Annotated in this window: 21 protein-coding genes; 11 read left to right on the top strand and 10 right to left on the bottom strand. The window is 69.8% G+C overall.

Translation table 11 applies throughout. The annotated features are described in order from the left end of the window. The first annotated feature begins 3 nt into the window (after nt 1–3). The gene (locus OG876_RS05805) at nt 4–471 is read left to right on the top strand and encodes a hypothetical protein (protein ID WP_328523722.1); all 468 of its coding nucleotides are present in this window, start codon (nt 4–6) and stop codon (nt 469–471) included. Here the strand turns inward: OG876_RS05805 and OG876_RS05810 are convergent. Continuing rightward, entirely contained in the window at nt 468–1,094 is a 627-nt protein-coding gene (locus OG876_RS05810) for a PH domain-containing protein (RefSeq protein ID WP_328523723.1), read from the bottom strand. The two genes, OG876_RS05805 and OG876_RS05810, sit on opposite strands and share 4 nt — an antisense overlap. Nucleotides 1,095–1,224: 130 nt before the next feature. Here OG876_RS05810 and OG876_RS05815 point away from each other — a divergent pair, with 130 nt between their 5' ends. From OG876_RS05815 to OG876_RS05825, 4 genes are all read left to right on the top strand, one after another. Beyond that, nucleotides 1,225–2,619 carry an OFA family MFS transporter gene (locus OG876_RS05815; RefSeq protein WP_328523724.1) on the top strand — a complete coding sequence of 465 codons (1,395 nt, stop codon included), beginning with the start codon at nt 1,225–1,227 and terminating at the stop codon, nt 2,617–2,619. Then, nucleotides 2,616–2,723 carry an MFS transporter small subunit gene (locus OG876_RS43955; RefSeq protein WP_442914104.1) on the top strand — a complete coding sequence of 36 codons (108 nt, stop codon included), beginning with the start codon at nt 2,616–2,618 and terminating at the stop codon, nt 2,721–2,723. The genes OG876_RS05815 and OG876_RS43955 overlap by 4 nt, the downstream gene beginning before the upstream one ends. Nucleotides 2,724–2,891: 168 nt before the next feature. Beyond that, nucleotides 2,892–3,797, top strand: coding sequence for a helix-turn-helix domain-containing protein (locus OG876_RS05820; protein ID WP_328523725.1), 906 nt, complete (start codon nt 2,892–2,894; stop codon nt 3,795–3,797). After that, a complete protein-coding gene (locus OG876_RS05825; RefSeq protein ID WP_328523726.1) occupies nt 3,797–4,342 on the top strand; it encodes an MOSC domain-containing protein in 546 nt (181 codons plus the stop codon). The genes OG876_RS05820 and OG876_RS05825 overlap by 1 nt, the downstream gene beginning before the upstream one ends. On the opposite strand, the gene OG876_RS05830 is transcribed toward OG876_RS05825, so the two are convergent. The 3 genes from OG876_RS05830 to OG876_RS05840 form a co-directional block, all read right to left on the bottom strand. Then, nucleotides 4,328–5,134, bottom strand: a complete 807-nt coding sequence (locus tag OG876_RS05830; protein ID WP_328523727.1) for a biotin--[acetyl-CoA-carboxylase] ligase — start codon at nt 5,132–5,134, stop codon at nt 4,328–4,330. The two genes, OG876_RS05825 and OG876_RS05830, sit on opposite strands and share 15 nt — an antisense overlap. Continuing rightward, nucleotides 5,134–7,761 carry a phosphoenolpyruvate carboxylase gene (locus OG876_RS05835; protein WP_328523728.1) on the bottom strand — a complete coding sequence of 876 codons (2,628 nt, stop codon included), beginning with the start codon at nt 7,759–7,761 and terminating at the stop codon, nt 5,134–5,136. The genes OG876_RS05830 and OG876_RS05835 overlap by 1 nt, the downstream gene beginning before the upstream one ends. Nucleotides 7,762–7,860: 99 nt before the next feature. Beyond that, nucleotides 7,861–8,487: a TetR/AcrR family transcriptional regulator gene (locus tag OG876_RS05840; protein WP_328523729.1), complete on the bottom strand. Its 627-nt coding sequence runs from the start codon at nt 8,485–8,487 to the stop codon at nt 7,861–7,863. A 66-nt stretch (nt 8,488–8,553) separates the two neighbouring features. Between OG876_RS05840 and OG876_RS05845 the strand changes: the two genes are divergently transcribed. From OG876_RS05845 to OG876_RS05860, 4 genes are all read left to right on the top strand, one after another. Next, nucleotides 8,554–9,036, top strand: a complete 483-nt coding sequence (locus tag OG876_RS05845) for an SCP2 sterol-binding domain-containing protein (protein WP_328523730.1) — start codon at nt 8,554–8,556, stop codon at nt 9,034–9,036. Between the two features lie 234 nt (nt 9,037–9,270). Beyond that, on the top strand, nt 9,271–10,848 hold the full coding sequence (locus OG876_RS05850) for an acyl-CoA carboxylase subunit beta (protein WP_328523731.1): 1,578 nt from the start codon (nt 9,271–9,273) through the stop codon (nt 10,846–10,848). Further along, on the top strand, nt 10,845–11,048 hold the full coding sequence (locus OG876_RS05855) for an acyl-CoA carboxylase subunit epsilon (RefSeq protein ID WP_328523732.1): 204 nt from the start codon (nt 10,845–10,847) through the stop codon (nt 11,046–11,048). Before OG876_RS05850 ends, OG876_RS05855 begins: the two co-directional genes overlap by 4 nt. Nucleotides 11,049–11,058: 10 nt before the next feature. After that, nucleotides 11,059–11,418 carry a hypothetical protein gene (locus OG876_RS05860; RefSeq protein ID WP_328523733.1) on the top strand — a complete coding sequence of 120 codons (360 nt, stop codon included), beginning with the start codon at nt 11,059–11,061 and terminating at the stop codon, nt 11,416–11,418. On the opposite strand, the gene OG876_RS05865 is transcribed toward OG876_RS05860, so the two are convergent. From OG876_RS05865 to OG876_RS05875, 3 genes are read right to left on the bottom strand one after another with little or no spacing between them, the layout of a single operon-like run. Further along, nucleotides 11,415–12,902 carry a hypothetical protein gene (locus OG876_RS05865; protein WP_328523734.1) on the bottom strand — a complete coding sequence of 496 codons (1,488 nt, stop codon included), beginning with the start codon at nt 12,900–12,902 and terminating at the stop codon, nt 11,415–11,417. The two genes, OG876_RS05860 and OG876_RS05865, sit on opposite strands and share 4 nt — an antisense overlap. Nucleotide 12,903: 1 nt before the next feature. Then, nucleotides 12,904–14,094: a Maf family nucleotide pyrophosphatase gene (locus OG876_RS05870; protein WP_328523735.1), complete on the bottom strand. Its 1,191-nt coding sequence runs from the start codon at nt 14,092–14,094 to the stop codon at nt 12,904–12,906. Next, the gene (locus tag OG876_RS05875; protein WP_328523736.1) at nt 14,091–15,794 is read right to left on the bottom strand and encodes a DUF885 domain-containing protein; all 1,704 of its coding nucleotides are present in this window, start codon (nt 15,792–15,794) and stop codon (nt 14,091–14,093) included. Before OG876_RS05875 ends, OG876_RS05870 begins: the two co-directional genes overlap by 4 nt. A 105-nt stretch (nt 15,795–15,899) precedes the next feature. On the opposite strand from OG876_RS05875, the gene OG876_RS05880 reads away from it, so the two are divergent. Continuing rightward, nucleotides 15,900–17,120, top strand: coding sequence for a neutral zinc metallopeptidase (locus OG876_RS05880; protein WP_328523737.1), 1,221 nt, complete (start codon nt 15,900–15,902; stop codon nt 17,118–17,120). Here OG876_RS05880 and OG876_RS05885 read toward each other — a convergent pair. Both OG876_RS05885 and OG876_RS05890 read right to left on the bottom strand, forming a co-directional pair. Beyond that, entirely contained in the window at nt 17,117–17,440 is a 324-nt protein-coding gene (locus OG876_RS05885) for an MmcQ/YjbR family DNA-binding protein (RefSeq protein ID WP_328523738.1), read from the bottom strand. The two genes, OG876_RS05880 and OG876_RS05885, sit on opposite strands and share 4 nt — an antisense overlap. 9 nt (nt 17,441–17,449) lie before the next feature. Further along, the gene (locus tag OG876_RS05890; protein WP_328523739.1) at nt 17,450–18,862 is read right to left on the bottom strand and encodes an MFS transporter; all 1,413 of its coding nucleotides are present in this window, start codon (nt 18,860–18,862) and stop codon (nt 17,450–17,452) included. A 119-nt stretch (nt 18,863–18,981) separates the two neighbouring features. On the opposite strand from OG876_RS05890, the gene OG876_RS05895 reads away from it, so the two are divergent. Further along, nucleotides 18,982–19,527: a TetR/AcrR family transcriptional regulator gene (locus tag OG876_RS05895; RefSeq protein ID WP_328523740.1), complete on the top strand. Its 546-nt coding sequence runs from the start codon at nt 18,982–18,984 to the stop codon at nt 19,525–19,527. A 268-nt stretch (nt 19,528–19,795) separates the two neighbouring features. Here OG876_RS05895 and OG876_RS05900 read toward each other — a convergent pair whose 3' ends face one another. After that, complete coding sequence (locus OG876_RS05900; RefSeq protein WP_328523741.1) at nt 19,796–20,776, bottom strand: threonine ammonia-lyase; 981 nt, start codon at nt 20,774–20,776, stop codon at nt 19,796–19,798. Nucleotides 20,777–21,135 lie beyond the last annotated feature (359 nt).

Consider the following 21,135-nt stretch of genomic DNA (forward strand, 5'->3'; position numbering starts at 1 on the left):
AAGATGTCAAGAGCTGAGCAGCCGCGACTTGGCCGCAAGCCGCTGATCGCGCTGGTCGACCGGGCCAACCGGGCCCTGCAGGCCGACATGGTCCGGACCGCCCACCTCCGCGGGCACCCGGAGGTCAAGCCGGCCCACAACTCGGTGTTCGGGACGCTGACCGAGGGCGGCGCCCGGGCCGCGGACATGGCCGCCCGGGCCGGCATGACCCGGCAGTCGATGGGTGAGGTGATCCGGGACCTGGTCGCCCTGGATGTCCTCGAGATGCGCACCGACCCCGACGACCGCCGCGCCAAGGTCGTCACCTTCACCGATCACGGCGCGTCCGTCGCGAGCGACGGTTACCGGCACCTGATCGAGCTCGAGGAGCGGCTCACCGAGGAGTTGGGCACCGACGCCTACGAGACCGCCCGCGACGTCCTCGGCCGCCTCCCCGACCTCCTCGACCGCTGGTCCGCCGAGGAGTCCTAGCGGTCGTTGTCGTCGGAGCTGAAGAGCGTCTGGCCGTCGTCCGGGCGAGGCTGTTGCTGTTCCTTCGGCTCGGCGCGACGGCGCATGTGGTCCGGCGGCTCCTCGTCGGCGAGGATGCCGTCGCCGGGCCGGCCCTCCGGACCGCCGAAGAGCAGGTCGGACATCTGCAGGTGAACGTGCTCGACATGCGGTACGTCGGGCAGGACGACCTGGCCACGCTCGCCGGCGGACTCGATGTGCAGGGTGCCGCAGCCGAGGATCCGGTCGATCAGGCCGTGCTCGTAGGACACGTCGTTGATCCGCATCAGCGGGATGTCCCGCCCGGTCCGGGTGAGGATGCCGTGCCGGGTGATCAGCCGGCGGTTGGTCACCGTGTACGTCGAGAAGAACCAGTTCAGGAACGGCTTCAGCGCAAAGGCCGCGAGGATCACCACGCCGACCGCGAGAATCGCGATCCGGCCCGGCGTCTGCAGGGATCCGGACGGCACGATCGCGGCCAGGAAACCGCCCAGCCCCGCCACCAGCAGCAGCAGGAAGACCGGGAAGATCAGCGCCTTCCAGTGCGTCCGGGTGCTGACGACGACGTACTCGTCCTCACCCAACAACTTCGCCGAGATCGCCATGCCCCCAGTGTCACAGTTCCCGGGTTCGGTTGTCCCCCCGCGACACGATGGTTGAAGCCTTCACAAAATGCATACAGTGAGCCAAGATGCGCGAGGGGTTACCAACTGGGGGACAAGAGAAGGAGCCGTGATGGGCATCTTGTCGGTACTCGATCGGGAGCACACCGTCGCCCCGCCGGGATACAGCCGCTGGCTGATCCCGCCGGCCGCGCTGGCGGTCCACCTCTGCATCGGGCAGGCGTACGCGACCAGTGTGTACAAGACGTCGCTGGTGAAGCACTTCGACAGCAGCCAGACCGCGATCGGGGTGATCTTCAGCATCGCGATCGTGATGCTGGGGATGTCCGCCGCGCTCGGGGGCACCTGGGTCGAACGCAACGGCCCGCGCAAGGCGATGTTCGTGGCCGCCTGCTTCTGGGCCACCGGCTTCCTGGTCGGTGCGCTCGGCATCGGCACCGGCCAGCTCTGGCTGGTCTACCTCGGGTACGGCGTGATCGGCGGCATCGGACTCGGGATCGGATACATCTCGCCGGTGTCCACGCTGATCAAGTGGTTCCCGGACCGCCCGGGCCTGGCCACCGGCCTGGCGATCATGGGCTTCGGTGGCGGCGCGCTGGTCGCCAGCCCGTTGTCCCGCCAACTGCTGAGCCAGTACGACTCCGCCTACGACCCGGACGTCAGCTCCTCGGTGGCCGGCGGCGGTGCCCTGGTCGGGCTGTTCCTCACGCTCGGCATCGTCTACTTCGCGATCATGATGTTCGGGGTGTTCAACATCCGGGTGCCCGCCGAGGGCTGGGCGCCGGAGGGGTTCGATCCGGCGACGGTCAAGCAGAAGCCACTGGTGACCACGGCCAATGTCTCGGCCGCGAACGCGATCAAGACCCCGCAGTTCTGGCTGCTGTGGGTGGTCCTGTTCTGCAACGTCACCGCCGGGATCGGCATCCTCGAGCAGGCTAGCCCGATGATCCAGGACTTCTTCCGCGGCGCGGACGGCAAGTCCACCGTCGCGGTCGCGGCGGCGGCCGGGTTCGTCGGCCTGCTGTCGATCTTCAACATGGCCGGCCGGTTCGGCTGGTCCAGCACGTCGGACGTGATCGGCCGCAAGCCCATGTACACGATCTATCTGGGCCTCGGCATCATCGCCTACTTCCTGCTCGCCACGGTCGGGCACAACAACACCGCGATCTTCGTGCTGCTGGCCGCGGTGATCATCTCGTTCTACGGCGGTGGGTTCGCGACGGTTCCGGCGTACCTGCGGGATCTGTTCGGCGGCTTCCAGGTGGGCGCGATCCACGGCCGGCTGCTGACCGCGTGGTCGGCGGCGGGTATCGCCGGGCCGCTGATCGTGAACGGCTTCCTGGACAAGGAGGGCAAGCCCGGCACGTTGACGGCCGCGGCGTACCGGCCCGCGCTGTTCACGATGGTCGGCGTCCTGGCCATCGGCCTCGTCGCCAACCTGCTGATCCGTCAGGTGTCCGACCGGTTCCACGAGAAGTCCGAGTCCACGCTGGAGGCCGCGCAATGAGTCAGTCCGTACGCCTGGTGATCTCCTGGCTCCTCGTCGCCGTCCTCCTCGGGTACGGCGTCATCGAAACCCTGATCCCCGCGGCGAAGATCTTCACCAGTTAGGCGAAAACGATCAAGTACGGCGAGCCTGGCGGCGGCACGATAGTCCTATGACTGTGCTTTTGGCCGGGCCTTCGGCGCCGGCGGGTCATGGGGCCTCGGCTCCCGGCCTTCCCTCGTCGCTCCAGTCGCTGCGCTCCCTGCGCTCCTCAGTCCAGGCCGGGAGGCCCCATGACTGACGTGTTCGCCGCCTTCGTCGACGTACTGGCCGATGCGCTGGACGATCACGAGGCGACCGGGACCGATCTGGCCGCCCGGGTCCAGCTGTCCCGGTCGCAGCTCGACCGGGTGGTGACGGCGGCGGCGGGCGAGCGACCGGGCGCGTTCCGGCGCCGGATCCTGCTGGAGCGGTCGGCGTACCGGCTGCTGACCGCGCCGGGCCACATCCTCGACGTCGCGGTCGAGGCCGGCTACGGATCCCACGAGGCGTTCACGCGCGCCTTCAGCCGGGCGTACGGCGTGGCGCCGGCAGCCTGGCGGGGTCACCCGGACCGGATCCGGATCGACGCGCCGAGTGGCATCCACTTCCACCCACCGAACGGCCTGCGGGTGCCGGCCAGGGACAAGGTGACCTCCATGGATCTTCTCCGCACGATGGTCGACCATCACGTCTGGCTGCTCGGCCAGATGTGCGACCAGGCGTCGACGCTGACCGACGACCAACTGGACACCCGGATCGAGATCTCCGTCGAGGGCATCGACGCCGACCCGACCCTGCGCTCGCTGCTGTCCCGCCTGATCGGTCAGCTGGGGATGTGGCACGCGGCGCTCGCCGGGCAGGAGTACGACTTCTCTGTAGAGCAAGGCGAAAGCGTCCAGAGCATGCGGCGACGGCTCGACGAGGTCGGCCCGGCGTTCGCGGCCGAGGTCGGTGAGCTCTGCGCCCAGAACCGTCTCGACGAACTCATCGTCTGCCCCGGCGAAGCGGTCGAGGTCTACACCGCCGGCGCGATGATCGCGCATGTCATCACGTTCGCGTCATACCGGCGTACTCTCGTCGCCGGTGCCCTGCACGACGCCGGCTGCGACGACCTCGACAGCGGCGACCCCATCCGCTGGATCACCCGGACAACCTGATGCCCGCCCGGTTGGTGACGGTCAACGTCGTCCACGAACTCATCCGCGGACCGACCCGCTGGACCGCGATCGACAAGCGCCCGGTGAGCGGCCTGGTCGCCGTCGACGAGCTCGGCCTGACCGGCGACCGGCAGTGCGACACCCGGTACCACGGCGGACCGGACAAAGCGCTCTACGCGTACGCCGAGGAGGACTCCGCCTGGTGGTCGACCGAGCTGGACCGCGAAATCACACCCGGCCTGTTCGGCGAGAACCTGACCACCCGCGGCCTGGACATCACCAACGCCCTGATCGGCGAACGCTGGCGGATCGGCGGACCGAAGACCGGCATCCTGGTCGAGGTCCGGAGCCCGCGCACGCCGTGCAGCAATCTGGCGGCCCGGATGGGCATCCCGAAGTTCCACCATCGGTTCGTGGCGACGGGCCGGGTCGGGGCCTACCTCAAAGTGCTGTCCGTCGGCTCGGTCCGGGCCGGCAACCGAATCGTCGTCGAACACCGCCCTGACCACGGACGGACGGTCGGTGCGGCGTCAGGACGCGCGTAGGTGGGTCACGTCGCCCGCCGCCAACGGGCGCGGACCGTCGGCAGTGTCGACGATCAGCCGGCCGTCGTCGGCCAGGTCGCGGGCAGTGCCTTCGAGGAAGGTGCCGTCGGGCAGCTCCACGCGAACGGCCCGGCCCAGCGTGGCGGACAGCTCGCGGTACTCCGGGAGGATCGTGGCCGGGTCACCGTCCGCCTCGACCCACGTGAGGTAGCGCGTGGCGAGCTCCCGCAGTACGGCGCTCAGCACAGTGGCTCGATCGGTCGTGGCCGCCTTCTCGAGTGCCAGCGAGGTCGCCGCGGGATGTGGCTTCTCGGCCTCGCGCAGGGTCACGTTGAGCCCGATGCCGACCACAGCGGCCGGACCTTCCACGCGCTCGAGCAGAATGCCCGCCAGCTTCCGGTCCTCGACCAGTACGTCGTTCGGCCACTTCACCAGCGCCGGGATCTCCCCGACCTGCCGTACGGCGGCCGCCACCGCCAACGGGACCAGGAGACCCAGCCACGGCCACCGGGCCGCAGTCACAGCAGTCGGACGCAGCAACACAGACATCAGCAGGGCAGAGCGCGCGGGAGTGGTCCACGTACGCCCCAGCCGCCCGCGACCGGACGACTGCAACTCCGCAGCCACCACCAACCCCTCGGCCGCGCCTTCGGCCGCCGCAGCCGCCACGACCGCATTGGTCGACGGCGTCTCCGCGAGTACGTCGATCTGCGTCCACAGCGAGCCGGGACGTACCAGCCGCCCTCGCAGGAACCGTGCGTCGAGTGGCGGCCGGTCCAAGTCGCTGAACATCAGCCGGTGTTCTGCAGGCCGGCGGCGACACCCGAGACGGTCAGCAACAGCAGCCGCCGCTGGCGGACGATCTGCTCCTCGTCCACGGAGTCATCGGTGCGCAGCGTCCGCAGCGCCCGCAACTGCAGGTAGCTGAGGGCGTCGACGTACGGGTTCCGCAGCTCGACCGCGCGGCCCAGCACGCGCCGGCCGGCCAGCAGCCGGTCCTGGTCGAGCACCTTGAGCACCCACTCCGTGGTGAGCGCGTGCTCGTCGAGCATCAGCTGCGACAGGTCCGGTCGGTCGCCCAGTTCCAGATAACGGCCCAGGATGCGCCGGTCGGTCTTGGCCAGCGACATCTCCGCGTTCTCCAGCATCACCTGGAACAGCGGCCAGTTCTGGTTGGCGTCCCGCAGTACGGCGACATCCCCGACAGCCGCGAGCGCCGAGCCGAGGCCGTACCAGCCGGGTGCGTTCACGCGGGCCTGCGACCAGGCGAACACCCACGGGATCGCGCGCAGGTCCTCCAGCGACGACACCGCCACCCCACGCCGGGCGGGCCGCGACCCGAGCGGCAGCTGACCGAGCTCCTCCAGCGGAGTCACCCGGCCGAACCACTCCGCGAAGCCATCCGCCTTCACCAACCGGTGGTACGTCGTCCGCGCGGCCTCGTCGAGGGTCTTCTCCACCACGGAGAACCGATCGGCCGCCGCGGCAGCCCTCTCCTCGACAGCCGGCGTGGACGCCAGCAAGGTCGCCGCGGTCACCTGCTCGATGTGCCGCTGCGCGATCGCCGCGTTGCCATAGCGCGCCGGGATCGCCTCACCCTGCTCGGTGAGCTTGAACCGCCCGGCCACCGACCCAGGAGCCTGAGCCAGTACGGCGCGGTTCGCCGGGCCACCGCCACGACCCAGGGCGCCACCCCGACCGTGGAACAGGGTCAGCCGGATCGCATTGCGCTGTGCCCACGCGGTGATCCGCGCCTGGGCGTCGTACAGGGCCAGCGTCGCCGACACGGGACCGACGTCCTTGGCGGAGTCGGAGTACCCGAGCATGACCTCGAAGCGCCGGTCGTTGGCGGTGAGCCGGTGCCGGACCCGGGTGAGCTGGATCGCGTTGTCCAGCACCTCCACCGAGTTCTGCAGGTCGTCACCGGTTTCGAACAGCGGTACGACGTCCAGCTCGATCGGGCGCCCGTCCAGTGCGGCATCCGCCAACTCGTAGACGGCTGCGAGGTCACCGGCGTTGCGTGTGAACGAAACGACGTACCGACGGCAGGCCTCGGGGCCGAAGCGCTGCTGGATCTGACCGATCACCCGCAGCGTCGCCAGCACCTCTTCGGTCTGGTCGGACAGCTCGCCGCCGCCCAGCACCTCTTCGAGGGCCTTCGTGTGGACCGAGGAGTGCTGACGGACCTCCAGCTCGGCCAGGTGGAAGCCGAACGAGTTCACCTGCCAGATGAGCTGCTGGAGCTCGCCGTACGCCTGGCGTAGTGCACCTGCGTTCACCAGGGAGTCCTGGAGCACCTTGAGCTCGTGCAGGAAGTCGGAAGCCCGCGGATAGCCGAAGTCCGCGTCGCGAGCCCTGGTCGCGGCCAGCCGGCGCGCGGCGAGGAGCAGGAGCTGCCGGTGCGGCTCAGCGGGCGAACGGGCCTCGATGTCTGCGATCAGCTCCGGGTTGACCGCCCGCGCGTCCTCCAGGATGCGGCGGACCGGTGCCGACGGCGGGGTGGTCGCCGCGTCCAGGGTGAGCGCCCGGCCGAGGACTTCCGTGGCCTGTTCGAGAGCCCGCAGGACGTGGTCGGCCTGGATCTGCATGGCCTCGCGGGTGATCGCGGCGGTGACGTTCGGGTTGCCGTCGCGGTCGCCGCCGATCCACGAGCCGAGCCGGACGAACGGCGCCACCACGGGCTGCTTCACCCCGGCGGCGTCGCCGGCCAGCGCGTCGTCCAGCCGCCGGTAGACGTTGGCGACGACATCGAAGAGCGTCTCCTCGAACACGGCCATCGCGGACCGGACCTCGTCCAGCGGCGACGGCCGGCTGGTGCGCAGCTGCGACGTACGCCAGAGGATGTCGACCTGCTCGATCAGGCGTCGGCGGTTCTCCGCCAGCTCGCTGTCGCCGGTCCGCGGGTCGCCGCGCTCGTCCAGCAGCGACGAGATGCGCCGGATCGTCGCCAGGACGGCGCGGCGCCGGGCCTCGGTCGGGTGCGCGGTCAGCACCGGGCGGAACTCGAGCCCGTTGAGCAGCGCGCGGGCCTGCTGCTCGCCGCTGTCGGCGGCGATCTGCTCGACCGCCTGGGCCAGCTCCGACACGGCAGGCGCGTCGCCCGACCGGTCTCGCGCGCGCAGCACCCGGGCGCGGTGCAGTTCCTCACTGAGGTTGGTCAGGTGGAAGTAGCAGGTGAACGCGCGCGCGACGTCCTCGGCCCGCTCGTGCGGCCAGGAGGCGACGAGCTGCTCGGCCGCCGCGCCGTCGCCGGCGATGGTCAGCTCCCGGAGCTTCTCGACGTCGTCGAGCAGCGGTTGTCCGGCGTACTCGACCAGCACCTTGCCGAGAAGCTCGCCGAGCAGGCGGACGTCGGCCCGAAGTTCTTCGGGCACCTCGAACCGCGCGCGGGTACGGGTCTCACTACCGGTCTCGGTCACGTTCGCCCACCCTATCGGGGCGGACCCGACATCGCCGCAGAGTCCGCCAGCTGGAAGCCCGATCGTGACCGTCCGCTCAGCTACTTCCCAGTACGGCGATCAGACGTTGCCGAAGCCGCCGCCGACGACCTGCGAGACGACCTTGGCCAGCTCCACCGGGGTGCGCTCCGTGCCGTCCACGACGAGCATCCGGGCGCAGGCCTCGGTCATCGAGGCGAGCAGCTCGGCAAGGACCGGCAGGTTCGCATCCGGGTCGGTGACGCCGGGCAGGGACTGCAGCAGGGTCAGCCGCAGGCCCTCGACCAGGAAGGCACGGGCGGCCCGGACGCGCTCGGCCACCGCGGGCGCGGCGCCGTACTGGGCTCCGAAGACGATCCGCCAGGACTGCGGGTTCTTCGCCGCGGTGGTGAGGAAGACGGTCAGGCCCTCGAGGACGTGCTCCTCGGGGGTGCCCACGCTCGGGTCGGCGGGGAGCGCGGAGACGATCGAGGCGACCAGATGCTGCTCTTCCCTGGCGAGCAGGGCCAGCAGCAGCTCGTCGCGGTTCGCGAAGCTGTCGTAGACGACGGGTTTGGTGACGCCGGCCGCGTCCGCCACCGACTGCATCGTCGTCCCGGCGTAGCCGTTCGCGGAGAACACCTCGAGGGCGGCGTCCAGGATCATCGGGCGCCGGCGCTCCGGACCGAGATGCGCCGCCCGGCGGCGTTTTTCGGAGTCCCCGACCACTTGACAAACCTACCAGATCGTAGGAAATTCCTACGGTCTGGTAGGAACTGCCCGGGGGTGGTCGCGATGGCCGAGCGAGGCAGTGCCGGCTGGCTCGAGTCCGAAGGTCTCACCAGCCTGGACGCGAGTGAGCTGGCCCGGTTGGTCGACCGGACCTCGGAGCGGGAGCTTCGGCATCGGCTCATCGGGGGTGTGCGAGAGGTCGCGTTGCGCGAGATCTTTCGCCGGATGCCGGAGTACCTCCGACCCGCCCGTGCAGCCGGGTTCGACGCTGTGGTCGCCTGGCAGATCACGGGGGCGGGCGGGGACGGTCGGCCGGACGACGTGGACGAGCTGTGGATCCGGATCCGCGACGGCCGCTGCACGCTGCTCGCCGATCAGCCGGAGGCCGCGGACATCTCCATCCGCACCGACCCCGCCACCCTGCTCCGCGTCGTCACCGGCAACGAGGACCCGGTCCTCGCGGTCCTCAAACAGCGCCTCTCGGTCCGCGGCGACCTGGCCCTGGCCGCCCGCCTCACCAAGATCTTCGCCGTCGGCCCAGCCTGACCTCACCGACCGAGCCCGTGGATCTTCTGCTCGGGTGTGCGCAGGGCAACTGGTTGCCGGAGGCCATGGACCGGCCGTCGGTGTCCTCGACCACGAGGTGGTTGATACTGCGGATGAGGTTCACGACATTCGCGTCCGCCACGCCGGAAACCTACCGGTGACCCGGTTCAGCGGGACCGTTGCGGTGGACGTCACAGCCCGCGAACGGCTACCGGACAGTTAGGCTGCCCGCTTATGGGAGAGACCGTGAACATCCACACCACCGCCGGGAAGATCGCGGACCTCGAGAACCGGCTCGACGAGGCCGTCCACGCCGGGTCGGAGCGCGCGGTGGAGAAGCAGCACGCCCGCGGGAAGAAGACCGCCCGGGAGCGGATCGCCCTGCTGCTGGACGAGGGCTCCTTCTCCGAGCTGGACGAGTTCGCCAGACACCGCTCGACGAGCTTCGGCCTGGACGGCAACCGCCCGTACGGCGACGGCGTGGTGACCGGGTTCGGCACCATCGACGGCCGCCAGGTCTGCGTGTTCGCGCAGGACTTCACCGTCTTCGGCGGCAGCCTGGGCGAGGTCTTCGGCGAGAAGATCGTCAAGGTGATGGACCTGGCCACCAAGATCGGCTGCCCGCTGATCGGCATCAACGACTCCGGCGGCGCGCGGATCCAGGAGGGCGTGGTCAGCCTCGGCTTGTACGGCGAGATCTTCCGCCGCAACGTCCGTGCCTCGGGCGTGATCCCGCAGATCTCACTGATCATGGGCCCGTGTGCCGGCGGCGCGGTCTACTCCCCCGCGGTCACCGACTTCACCGTGATGGTGGACGAATCGTCGTACATGTTCATCACCGGCCCGGACGTGATCAAGACCGTCACCGGCGAGGACGTCACCCAGGAGGAGCTCGGCGGCGCCCGGACGCACAACACCAAGTCCGGCAACGCGCACTACCTCGGCAGCGACGAGGAGGACGCGATCGAGTGGGTGAAGGCGCTGGTCGGTCACCTCCCGCAGAACAACCTCGAGGACCCGCCGGTGTACGACGCCCCGGCCGACCTGGAGCTGACCGAGACCGACCTGGCCCTGGACACGCTGATCCCGGACTCGCCGAACCAGCCGTACGACATGCACACCGCGATCGAGGCGGTGATCGACGACGGCGAGTTCCTCGAGGTGCAGACGCTGTTCGCGCCGAACATCATCGTCGGCTTCGGCCGGGTCGAGGGCCGCCCGGTCGGCGTGGTCGCGAACCAGCCGATGCAGTTCGCCGGCACCCTGGACATCGACGCGTCCGAGAAGGCGGCCCGGTTCGTCCGCACCTGCGACGCGTTCAACGTGCCGATCCTGACCTTTGTCGACGTACCGGGCTTCCTGCCCGGCACCGACCAGGAGTGGAACGGGATCATCCGCCGCGGCGCCAAGCTGATCTACGCCTACGCCGAGGCGACCGTGCCGATGATCACCGTGATCACCCGCAAGGCCTACGGCGGCGCGTACGACGTGATGGGTTCGAAGCACCTGGGCGCGGACATCAACCTCGCCTGGCCGACCGCGCAGATCGCGGTGATGGGCGCACAGGGCGCGGTGAACATCCTCTACCGCCGCGAGCTGGCCGGCGCCGAGGACCCGGAGTCGCGCCGGCAGCAGCTGATCACCGAGTACGAGGACCACCTCGCCAATCCCTACGTCGCCGCCGAGCGCGGTTACGTCGACGCCGTCGTCAAGCCGAGCGAGACCCGCGCCGAGATCGTCCGCGGCCTGCGTCTGCTCCGCACCAAGCGCGACACGCTGCCGCCCAAGAAGCATGGGAACATTCCACTATGACCGAGCCGATCCTCCAGGTCGTCAAGGGCGACCCAACCCCTGAAGAGCTCGCCGCGCTGATCGCGGTCGTCGCCGCCCGCTCCGCGCCGGCGCCTGCTCCCGAACCGGAGCGCTCCAGCACCTGGGCGACCTACTGGCGCAACGCGCGGACCCCGTTCCACCCCGGCCCGGGTCGTTGGCGCGCGAGCGCACATCCGTGACACTGGCTGCATGGCCAGTTACGAGGTCAATGCCGAAGCGGTCGAGAACGCACGCAAGCTGATCGAGGCACGTCAGTACGTGCTGGACAGCGACTGGGGTGAGGTGCAGCCCCGGGCGGACGACCAGAACGCGTTCCTGGACAAGCACAGCTGGGCCGAGTACGCCTCTTGGCACCTCGGACTGACCGAGGGCGCCGGCGACGAGACCAAGGCCCGCTATGCCTTCGTGCTGGGCGATTTCCGCCGGATCCACCGCACTGCGCTGATCGCCTGCGTCTACCGAGCGGCCGAGTGGCGCCACAAGTCCGTGGAACTGGCCGCCCACGACCTCCTCCAGCAACTGGACACCAAGACCGGACTGACCGCCTAGCGCTGGTGGTCAGCCGGGCCGAGCTTGGTCTCGTCGAACCAGAGATCGGCCGGGACGCGGTCCCCCAGCTCGGCGAGCAGGTCACCGGCGCCGCGGAACATGTCGGTGTCCACCGGGATCGAGCAGCCGTTCAGCCCGAAGACGATCGTCGGGCTGTCGTCGTCGCCGCGCAGGACACCGGCGATCTCGTCCCACCGGACCGCGTGCACCCCGTCCTCGTCCCGCAGTACCAATGCATCGTCGGTGCGCACCCACGTCATCGCCCGCGCCTCCTTGAGAAACGCACGCGCCGCGAGCGACGGCCGGAATGTCCGCCCCGACGGCAGTTCGGCGACCACAGGGCAGATTGACTGACGTGTGAATCCCGCTTGCTGCCACGGGTCCAGTGCGTCCTCGTCGGCGTACCCGATCGCGGTCGGCAGCGCAGCCTTCAGTACGGCGGCGATGTCCGCGGGCTGTACCGCGGCCAGCCGGTCCAGCTCGACGGGCTTGAGCTCGGGCTCGCCGAACATCTCACCCAGCAGGTTCGTGAACGCCCGGCGCAGCTCGGGTTCGTCGGCGGCGATCCGTTCCTCCGCGCGGGCGACCGCATACCCGAGCTCCGTTGCCGTCGGCCCGTTCCCGGCGAGGTCGATGAGCGCCTCGACGATCGCCGTCGACACCGCCTTCTCGCTGCCGTCGCGGGCATCGGCGTACACGACCCAGTCGCTGCTTCCGCCCGGTCCCGCGAGCAGGTCCGCGTCGACGTCGTAGCTGTGCCCGCCGACGTGCCGGCACTGTTCCTCGACTCGCTGCCGGAGCACGCCGATCGCCAGGGTGGACAGCCGTACGTCGTCGTCCGGCGGCAGCGTGAGCAGCACACCGGCCGCCGGGATTCCGAACCCGACCACGGCCGGACCGTCGAACGTCCGCCCGGGCCGCAGGACCCGGTCCGCGGCGAGACCGGCCGGCAGCCCCAACTCGAGGTCCTCGGGCAGCGGACCGGACACCTGAAGTACGGCGTTGGACGCGACGAACCACCGGCGTGCGAACGACGTCACGTGCTCCGGCGTCAGGCCGTCGTACCCGGGACCTTCCAGCCAGGCGAGGCCGGGTCCGGTCGCGCCGTACCGCACGAACATCAACAGCGCCGTCACCGGATGCGCGACGCTGCCCTCCTCGGCGGCCAGGACGCCGGCTTCCAGCGTGAGGCGCTCCACCGGAGGGTCCGCGAGCACGCGGCACAACCGGTTCAGGAACTCGCCCACCCGGGCCGCCGAGCCCGACGCGACGAACGTGGTCGTCATCAGGTCGACCTCGGCGTTCATCTCGATCGGGACGTCGCGGACGGCGTGCATCACCAGATGCTCGAGGGCGTGCGCGACACCGATGGTGCGCAAGGTCTCGTCCCGCGAACCGACCGCGAACGTCAGGGTGACGTCGGTGTGGCTCTGTGTCCCGCTGTGACGCAGCACGGGCACGCCGTTGATGGTGGTGATCTCCACGTCAGGTCCGGCGGAAGCGGATCAGGGGGTAGATGGGAGTCTGGTCGGTGGTGCGAGGCGGCCCGGGGAACGTGGTCGCGCCGTCGAGAGCGAGGCCGTGGCGGGCGGCCTGGGCGACGAGGAGGGTGAGCGCGTCCTGGGCGCGGGACTCGTCCGGGACGCGGCCGTCGGCGTACCGGCCGGCGTCGGACTTCTCGGTCGTGGTGATGAAGACGCCGCCCGGGCGCAGCACCCGCGCGACCTCGGCGATGACCGGCTCGCTGTCGTCGAGCAGGTGCAGCAGCCAGATCGCGACGACCGCGTCGCAGCGGCGATCGGCGATCGGGAGCTCCGTCGCGGTCGCGGCCGCGACGTGACCGGGCAGCCGGATCCGGGCCTGGCGCAGCATCGCGGTGGACAGGTCGACACCGTGCACGAGGTTGCCTCGGGCAACGAGTTCGGCGCCGACGATGCCGGTGCCGACGGCGAGCTCGAGGACGCGGCCGCCCTTCGGCAGCAGCGAGTCCACCGCCTCGGCGGCGGCTTGGGCGCGGGTGGCGCCGCCGCGGGTCTCGTCGTACGCCGCCGCTACGGACTCGTCGTACGTGAACGGGGTCGAGGGCTGCCAGAGGGCGGGCCAGGGGATGCCGACCTCGATGAGCATCCGGCGGAGCAGCGGCAGGGACAGGCCGACGACGTTGTGGTAGTCGCCCTCGATGACCGAGACGAAGGGACCGCCGAGACCGTCGACGGTGAAGGAACCGGCGACCACGAGCGGCTCGCCGGTCGCGACGTACGCGTCGATCTCCTCGTCGGTGAGCTCGGCGAAGTGGACGGTGGTGGACGCGAGCTCGCGGAGTTCCTGCTTCGAGTTCGTGTCGATCAGGCAGTGACCGGTGTGCAGTACGCCGGACCGCCCGCTCATCGACCGGAGTCGTTCGCGCGCGACCTCCGGCGTACCGGGCTTGCCGTAGGCGGCACCGTCGAACTCGAGCACCGAGTCGCAGCCGAGCACGGTCGCGTGGTCGTCCAGGCTCGCGACAACGGCGCGCGCCTTCAGCGTGGCCAGCAGGCGGGCGAGCTCGCCCGGGGTGTCCGCGGTGATGTGGTCCTCGTCGACACCGGAGACGATCACCTCCGGCTCGACGCCGGCGCCGCGCAACGTCTTCAACCGGGCCGGCGAGGCCGAGGCGAGGACGAACCGCGGCTTCACAGCTTGGCCAGGGCCCGCCGCAGCGGGTCCAGCCCGATCGACCCCAGGTTCAGCGCGTCCGAGTGGAACGTCCGCAGATCGAACGCGGATCCCTTGCGCTGCTTGGCCTCCTCGCGCGCCTGCAGCCAGATCCGCTCCCCGACCTTGTACGACGGCGCTTGCCCGGGCCAGCCGAGATAGCGGTTCAGCTCGGCCCGCAGGAACTCGGTCTCCATCCGGCAGTGCGCGCGCAGGAACTCGAACCCGAGGTCGGCGTTCCACCGCTCCCCCGGATGCCAGCCGAACGGGTTGTCGCGCGGGATCTCCAGCTCCAGGTGCATGCCGATGTCGACGATCACCCGGGCGGCCCGGAATCCCTGCGCATCGAGCATGCCGAAGCGCGCGCCGGGGTCCTCGAGGTAACCCAGTTCCTCCATCAGGCGTTCGGCGTACAGGGCCCAGCCCTCGCCGTGACCGGAGACCCAGCAGGCGATCCGCTGCCAGCGGTTCAGCAGGTCCGTGCGCAGCATCGTCTGCGCGCACTGGAGGTGATGCCCGGGCACACCCTCGTGATAGACCGTGGTGACCTCACGCCAGGTGGCGAAGTCCTCGACGCCGTTCGGCACCGCCCACCACATCCGGCCCGGCCGGGTGGTCAGGTCCTCGCTCGGCGGCGTGTAGTAGATCGAGCCGTCCGAGGTCGGCGCGATCATGCACTCGAGGGTGCGGATCTCGGCGGGGATGTCGAAGTGCGTGCCGCCCAGCTCGGCCACGGCCGCGTCCGACATCTGCTGCATCCAGTCCCGGAACGCGTCCTTGCCGTGGATCTTGCGGCCCGGGTCGTCGTCCAGCAGCGCGGCGGCCGCCTCGATGCTGCGGTCGCCGCCGTTCAGGCCGGCCGCGATCGCCTGCATGTCCGCCTCGATCCGGGCCAGCTCCTCCCAGCCCCAGGCGTAGGTCTCCTCGAAGTCGATCGCCGCACCGAGGAAGTCGCGCGAGGCCAGCTCGTACACCTCGCGGCCGCACGCGTCCCGCTGCGGCGCCCTCGGCGCGAGCTCGGCGGTCAGCCAGGCGCCGAACTCCTCGTACGCCTTCCGCGCCGACGCGGCCGCGGCCTCCACGGTCGCCTTGACGGCGTGGTCCGGCGCTTGCGCGGCGAGGCCGGCGAAGAAGTCGTCACCGTCGGCGCCGGTCCAGCTGGCGATCCGATCGGCCAGGTCGTTCACCTGGCGCACAGCCGACACCCTGCCCTTGCCGGCCTGCTCGAGCAGCGTGTCGCGGTACCCGTCCAGGGCCGTGCCGACCTGGCTGAGCCGGATCGCCATGGTCTCCCAGTCCTGATCCGTTGCGGTCGGCATCAAGTCGAACACCTGCCGGATCTCGGCCGGGACCGAGGCGATCGCGTTCAGCTGGTGCTGCGGGACGCCGGCCTCGAACCGCTCGATCTCCAATCCGAGCCGCTCCAGGAACGCGTCCTTGGCGACCTCCTCACGCGGACTGCCGGCCTCGATCGCCTGCGCGTCGGCGACGGACCGCCGGGTCAGCTCGGCCAGCGCCTCGAACCCGGACGGCGTGTAGTCCGGCAGTTCGTGGTCGTGGCCCGCGATCCCCATGAAGGTGGCGGCGGTCGGCGACAGAGCGACGTACTGCTCGAGGTACCGGTCGGCGAGCTGGTCGATCGGGCTGTTCGGCGTACTGGCCGGGATGCTGGCTTCGGTCACCTGGCCGACCCTACCCCGCGGGGGGCCGCTGAGCTGACCTGTTTGTTGCCGATACTGTGGGCGGTCGCTGTCCACGCGCAGCGTTGCTTCGAGAAGGGAACGGCGTTGAGCCAGACACCGTTCGGCGGACCGCCCGGTCAGAATGCGCCGTATCCGCCGTACCAGCAGCCTGGTCCGCCACCTGGTCCGCCGCCGGGCCCGCCGCCTGGTCCTTACGGTCCGGCGCCCGGCCAGTACGGCGTACCGCAGTACGGGCACTCGATGGCGCCACAGCAGGGGCCTGGATTCAGCTGGGGACCCAACTTCGGGCCGCCGCTCGGTCCGGGTGGACCCGGCGGGCACGGGTTCCAGCCGGGCTGGCAGCCGCAGCGGCCGAAGAAGAAGTCCAAGGGCCCGCTGATCGCGATCCTCAGCCTCGTCGGCGTGGCCGTCGTCGGCGCGTGGGCCTTCGGCGTGATCAAGAAGAACGCCGACAACACCTACACGCCGCCGGTCAGCTCGCGCCGGTACACGCCGGAGCCGACCACCACGTCGGAGCCGACCGAAGAGCCCACCGGTGAGCCGACCACGACGACCTCGACGTCCACGCAGGGCCCGTCCGACTCGACGATCGTCGCCAAGAACGCGCTCTACAAGGTCGGCCAGATGGGCACGGTGAACTGCAAGGAGCCCCGCGTCCGGCCGACCAACGCCCGGAACGCGGCGGCCTACTGGGCCGCGATCAAGCCCTGCCTGGACAAGTCCTGGGCACCGCTGGTGGCCAAGGCGGGCTACACCTTCCGGGCGCCGAAGATGCTGTACTGGGCGGGCACCAGCGTCCACAGCCCGTGCGGCGACGGACCGGTGAACGTGCCGTTCTACTGCTCCGGCAACCACATGATGTACATGAAGGTCGACGTCTTCGTGAAGACCTACAACGAGTACCCGGACGCGGAGTCCAAGGCCTACGCCCGGATGTGGTACTCGCGGTCGATCGCGCACGAGTACGGGCACAGCGTGCAGTACATGACCGGGATCCTGCAGGCGTCCAGCAGGATGCGGTACGAGCAGACCGACTACGCCGGTCAGATGCGGATGACGCGCCGGATGGAACTGCAGGCGAACTGCTTCGCAGGTGTCTTCCTGGCCGCGAACAAGCGCAGCTACCCGATCAACGGCCTGATGCTCAGCGTCTGGAAGAAGTGGGTCGTCACCGCCGGCGACAAGCCCGAGCAGGGCGACCACGGCAGCGTCGCCAGCCAGGCGCGCTTCATGGGCAAGTCCTTCACCAACGCGAATCCCGCGTCCTGCAACACGTTCGCGGCCTCACCGGCCAACGTCAGTTAGGTGAGCTCCGGCGGAGCGACCTGCCGCCAGGAGTCGAGCAGGATGTCGCGCAGTTCGCCGGCGTCCTCGAGCGCGGCGAGGCGGGCTCGAACCCAGTTCGAACCCGCCTCGTGCGGCGGAACCCAGAACTTCTCGGGTTCCGCCGCGATCAGCTCTTCCCGCTCCAGCCGGGGGCACCGCACCGCGAACGACGTCTGATCGTCCGGGACCGTGATGAACATCCGGCCGGCCACGTCGAAGGTCGGGTGCCCCCACCGCTGCTTCTCCACCGTCTCCGGGAAGGACAGCGCGATCCGTCGTACGTCGTCAGCGTCGAGCACGCCGACACTTTAAGCGGTGCGCCTCCGGCCGGGTAGCAGGAGTGCGACGACCGCACCGACGGCGACGATGGCGGCGCCGGTCCAGACCGCGGGCACCAGTCCGTCGGCGTACCGGGCCGGGGACTCGTAGGAGCCCGCCGAGGCGAAGACCGAGGCCAGAACGGCGACGCCCATCGCGACGCCGACCTCGCGGATGGTGTTGTTCGTGCCCGACGCCACACCACGGTCGGCGTCGGACGCACTCGCCATCACGACACTCGCCGCCGGCGCGAAGGTCAGCCCCATCCCGACACCGGCCAGGACGAACGGTACGACCATTTCGCCGTACTGCGTCGTCGCCGTGGTGATCAACGCGATCCACCCGAGCGCCACCGCGAGCAACACCTGCCCGGTCGCGATCAGCACGCGCGGACCGACCCGGTCGACGATCATGCCTGCGATCGGTGCAACCACCATCGGCGCCATTGTCCACGGCAGGGTCCGGACGCCCGACTCCAGCGGGCTGTAGCCCTGTACGACCTGGAAGAACTGCGCGAGCAGGAAGACCGAGCCGAACACACCGACCGAGAACGTGAACGAGGTGAAGTTCACGACGCTGAACGCCCGGACCGAGAACAACCGCAGCGGCAGCATCGGAGTCGCCGTACGCCGCTCCCAGCCGACGAACGCGGCAAGCAGCGCCACCCCGGCGACCAGCGAGCCCAGCACGCTACCCGACGTCCAGCCGTCGTCGGCACCGTGCACGACACCCCAGACGATCGACAGTACGCCGGCCGCTGCCAGGACCAACCCGATCAGATCCAGGCGCTTCGCCGTACCCTTCGACTCGGTCAGGACGCGCGCGGCGAGCAGTACGGCGACCACACCGACCGGCACGTTCAGCCAGAAGATCCACTGCCAGTTCAGGCCGTCGACGACGGCTCCACCGACGACCGGACCGACGGCCACACCGAGTCCGGAGATGCCGCCCCAGATCCCGATCGCGGCACTGCGCATCTTGTCCGGTACGGCGCCGGCCAGCAACGTCAGCGACAACGGCATCACGGCCGCCGCGCCGACGCCCTGGATCGCCCGGGACCCGATCAGCATCCACGGCTCGGTCGCCATCGCGCAGGCCGCCGAGGCCAGCGTGAACAGAGCGATCCCGGCCAGGAAGACCCGCCGCCGGCCGAGCCGGTCGCCGATGGCCGCCATCGTCAGCAGCAAGGCGGCGAACGACAGCGTGTAGGCGTTCACGAACCACTGCAGGTCGGACAGCGACGCGCCGAGCTCGGTCTTGATCACCGGCAGCGCGTTCGTCACGACCAGGTTGTCCAGCGTGACCATGAAGGTCGGGATCCCCACCGCAGCCAGGACGGCACCGAGCCCGAAGTTGCGGGTTCGCGGAGTCCGGACCGGCTCATCGAGAGCGGTCGACGTCATCTCAATCTCCTCACCACATCCCGACCCGGGGCCGGCTAGTTGTAATTCACTGATAACAAGTCTGGTGAGACCAAAGTATGCATCCGCTGATAACATGTCAAGGGACGAGAGGAAATCGCATGACGGCGAGAGTGAGACTGACGGCGGCAGAACGCGGCGCGGAGGTGCTGGAGGCGGCGGTGCACGCGTTCGGGGCCGCCGGGTACGAGGGCACGAAGACGGACGAGATCGCGCGGATGGCGGGGGTCTCGCAGCCGTACGTGATCAGATTGTTCGGGACCAAGCAGCAGCTGTTCCTGGCCGCGGTCCAGGCCGTCTGCGAGCGGATCGAACAGATCTTCCGCGAGGCGGCCGCGGAGTCGCCCGACCTGCACAACCTCGGCCGCAACTACAAACGACTGCTGTCCGAGCCCGAACTCCTCCTGGTCCTCCTGCACGGCTTCTCCGCCAGCGGCGAACCGGCCATCGGCGACTGCGTCCGCGAGCGCTTCGGCGGCATCTACAGCCTGGTCCGCGAACTCACCGGCGCATCCCCCGAGGAGGCCCGCGAGTTCCTGGCCACCGGCATGCTCCTCACCGTCATGTCAGCCATGCAGGTCCTCGGCCCCGACGCCATCAACCTCCCCTGGGCCAAAGAACTAACCGACACCCTCGGCTCCGACTAGTTGTACTGGGGTAACCCACGCGCGCTCCCGCAGTCGCTCCTTCGTCGCGCCCACTCCGCGCGCTCCCACCCACCCTTAGTCGCGCGCTATCGCGCTTCATCGACTACACCGTGGTCCCGGGCTCGGTGGTTGGCTCAAACCCACCAGGTGATGTGGTCGCCCACCCGTGCTCCCGCGCTCCCACCCACCCTGGTTGCGCGCTTTCGCGCTTCATCAACCACACCGTGGTTCCGGGCTCGGCGGTTAGCTCAACCCCACCGAGCGAGTGTCACGGTCTGTGGACGGAAGTCGCGCCGACCCAGCCGTGGTAGGCGTCGAGGTCGACGTTGCTGCCGCACACGATGGTGACCACGTGCCGACCGGCGAAGCGATCTGGGTCTTCGAGGATCGCCGCGATGCCGAGCGCGGCGGACGGTTCGACGACAAGGCCGGCGTGGTCGAGGAGCAGCCGCATGCCGGCGATGATTGACGTCTCCTGGACCAGGACGGCGTCGTCAGCGACCACGAGGAGGTCGTCCAGGACGGCCGGGATGGGATACCGACCCGCGACGCCGTCGGCGATGGTGTTGGTCGAGTCGGTGGTGACCACACGGCGTTGGTGCCACGAGTGCGTCAATGCCGGTGCGCCCAGCGGCTGCACGCAAATCACCTGGACTTCGGGCGCCAAGGCCTTCATCACATGACCCACGCCAGTCGCCAGCGCACCGCCGCCGAGAGCGATCAACACGGTGTCGAACGACGGCGCGGCGTCCACCAGTTCCAGGCCGATAGTCGCCGCGCCCTCGCAGGTCTCGAGGTCCAGGCTGTCTTCGAGCAGCCGGATGCCGTCGTACCGCGCGATGGCCGCCGCACGCTCGCGAGCCAGCTCGTGGTCGCCATCCACCAGCTCCAACCTGGCGCCCAATGCGCGAATGCGATCGAGCTTGGCCGCCGTCGCGAAGCGAGATGCCACGACGGTGACGTCGAGCCCGCGTCCGCGACCGGACCAGGCGAGAGCCTGGCCAAGATTGCCCGCGCTGGCGCACACCACGGCTCGCGAACCACTGTCGGCGAGCTGGGTCGCGACCAACTCGGTACCGCGTGCCTTGAAACTGCGGACCGGGTTCGCGGTTTCGAGCTTGATGCTCACCGCGCACCCGAGGGCGGGCTCCAGAGCCTCGCAGCGGTACAGCGGAGTGTCGAGAAAGACCGGGTCGATCACCCGACGAGCCGCCTGGATCCGACCAATGTCGAGCCGCGTCTCCTGCACGCGACGGGAGTGTAGCCCGAGCGGCGCTCACGCCAGGCAAATTCCAGTACGGCGACGATCGCGCGCGAACACATCCGGTGCTCGCGTCCACGCCGGCGGGTTTGAGCGAAACGCATCACCTGGTGGAGTTTGAACCAATCACCGAGCCCCGAACCACGGTGTAGTCGGTGAAGCGCGACAGCGCGCACCCAAGGGTGGGTGGGAGCGCGCGGAGCGGGCGCGACGAAGGAGCGACCGCGGGAGCACGCGTGGGCGACCACGTCACCTGTGAGCTGAACCAACCGCCGAGCCCGGGATCACGGTGTGGTTGATGAAGCGCGGCAGCGCGCGACCTCGGGTGGGTGGGAGCGCGCGGAGCG

The sequence above is a fragment of the Kribbella sp. NBC_00359 genome, from assembly GCF_036097425.1.
Lineage (GTDB): Bacteria > Actinomycetota > Actinomycetes > Propionibacteriales > Kribbellaceae > Kribbella.

Coding starts and splice junctions, on each gene's coding strand:
- OG876_RS05810 (WP_328523723.1), bottom strand. CDS start 1,094: ATGGCGATCTCGGCGAAGTTGTTGGGTGAGGACGAGTACGTCGTCGTC.
- OG876_RS05830 (WP_328523727.1), bottom strand. CDS start 5,134: ATGTTCAGCGACTTGGACCGGCCGCCACTCGACGCACGGTTCCTGCGA.
- OG876_RS05815 (WP_328523724.1), top strand. CDS start 1,225: ATGGGCATCTTGTCGGTACTCGATCGGGAGCACACCGTCGCCCCGCCG.
- OG876_RS05860 (WP_328523733.1), top strand. CDS start 11,059: ATGGCCAGTTACGAGGTCAATGCCGAAGCGGTCGAGAACGCACGCAAG.
- OG876_RS05850 (WP_328523731.1), top strand. CDS start 9,271: ATGGGAGAGACCGTGAACATCCACACCACCGCCGGGAAGATCGCGGAC.
- OG876_RS05855 (WP_328523732.1), top strand. CDS start 10,845: ATGACCGAGCCGATCCTCCAGGTCGTCAAGGGCGACCCAACCCCTGAA.
- OG876_RS05890 (WP_328523739.1), bottom strand. CDS start 18,862: ATGACGTCGACCGCTCTCGATGAGCCGGTCCGGACTCCGCGAACCCGC.
- OG876_RS05845 (WP_328523730.1), top strand. CDS start 8,554: ATGGCCGAGCGAGGCAGTGCCGGCTGGCTCGAGTCCGAAGGTCTCACC.
- OG876_RS05895 (WP_328523740.1), top strand. CDS start 18,982: ATGACGGCGAGAGTGAGACTGACGGCGGCAGAACGCGGCGCGGAGGTG.
- OG876_RS05820 (WP_328523725.1), top strand. CDS start 2,892: ATGACTGACGTGTTCGCCGCCTTCGTCGACGTACTGGCCGATGCGCTG.
- OG876_RS05825 (WP_328523726.1), top strand. CDS start 3,797: ATGCCCGCCCGGTTGGTGACGGTCAACGTCGTCCACGAACTCATCCGC.
- OG876_RS43955 (WP_442914104.1), top strand. CDS start 2,616: ATGAGTCAGTCCGTACGCCTGGTGATCTCCTGGCTCCTCGTCGCCGTC.
- OG876_RS05805 (WP_328523722.1), top strand. CDS start 4: ATGTCAAGAGCTGAGCAGCCGCGACTTGGCCGCAAGCCGCTGATCGCG.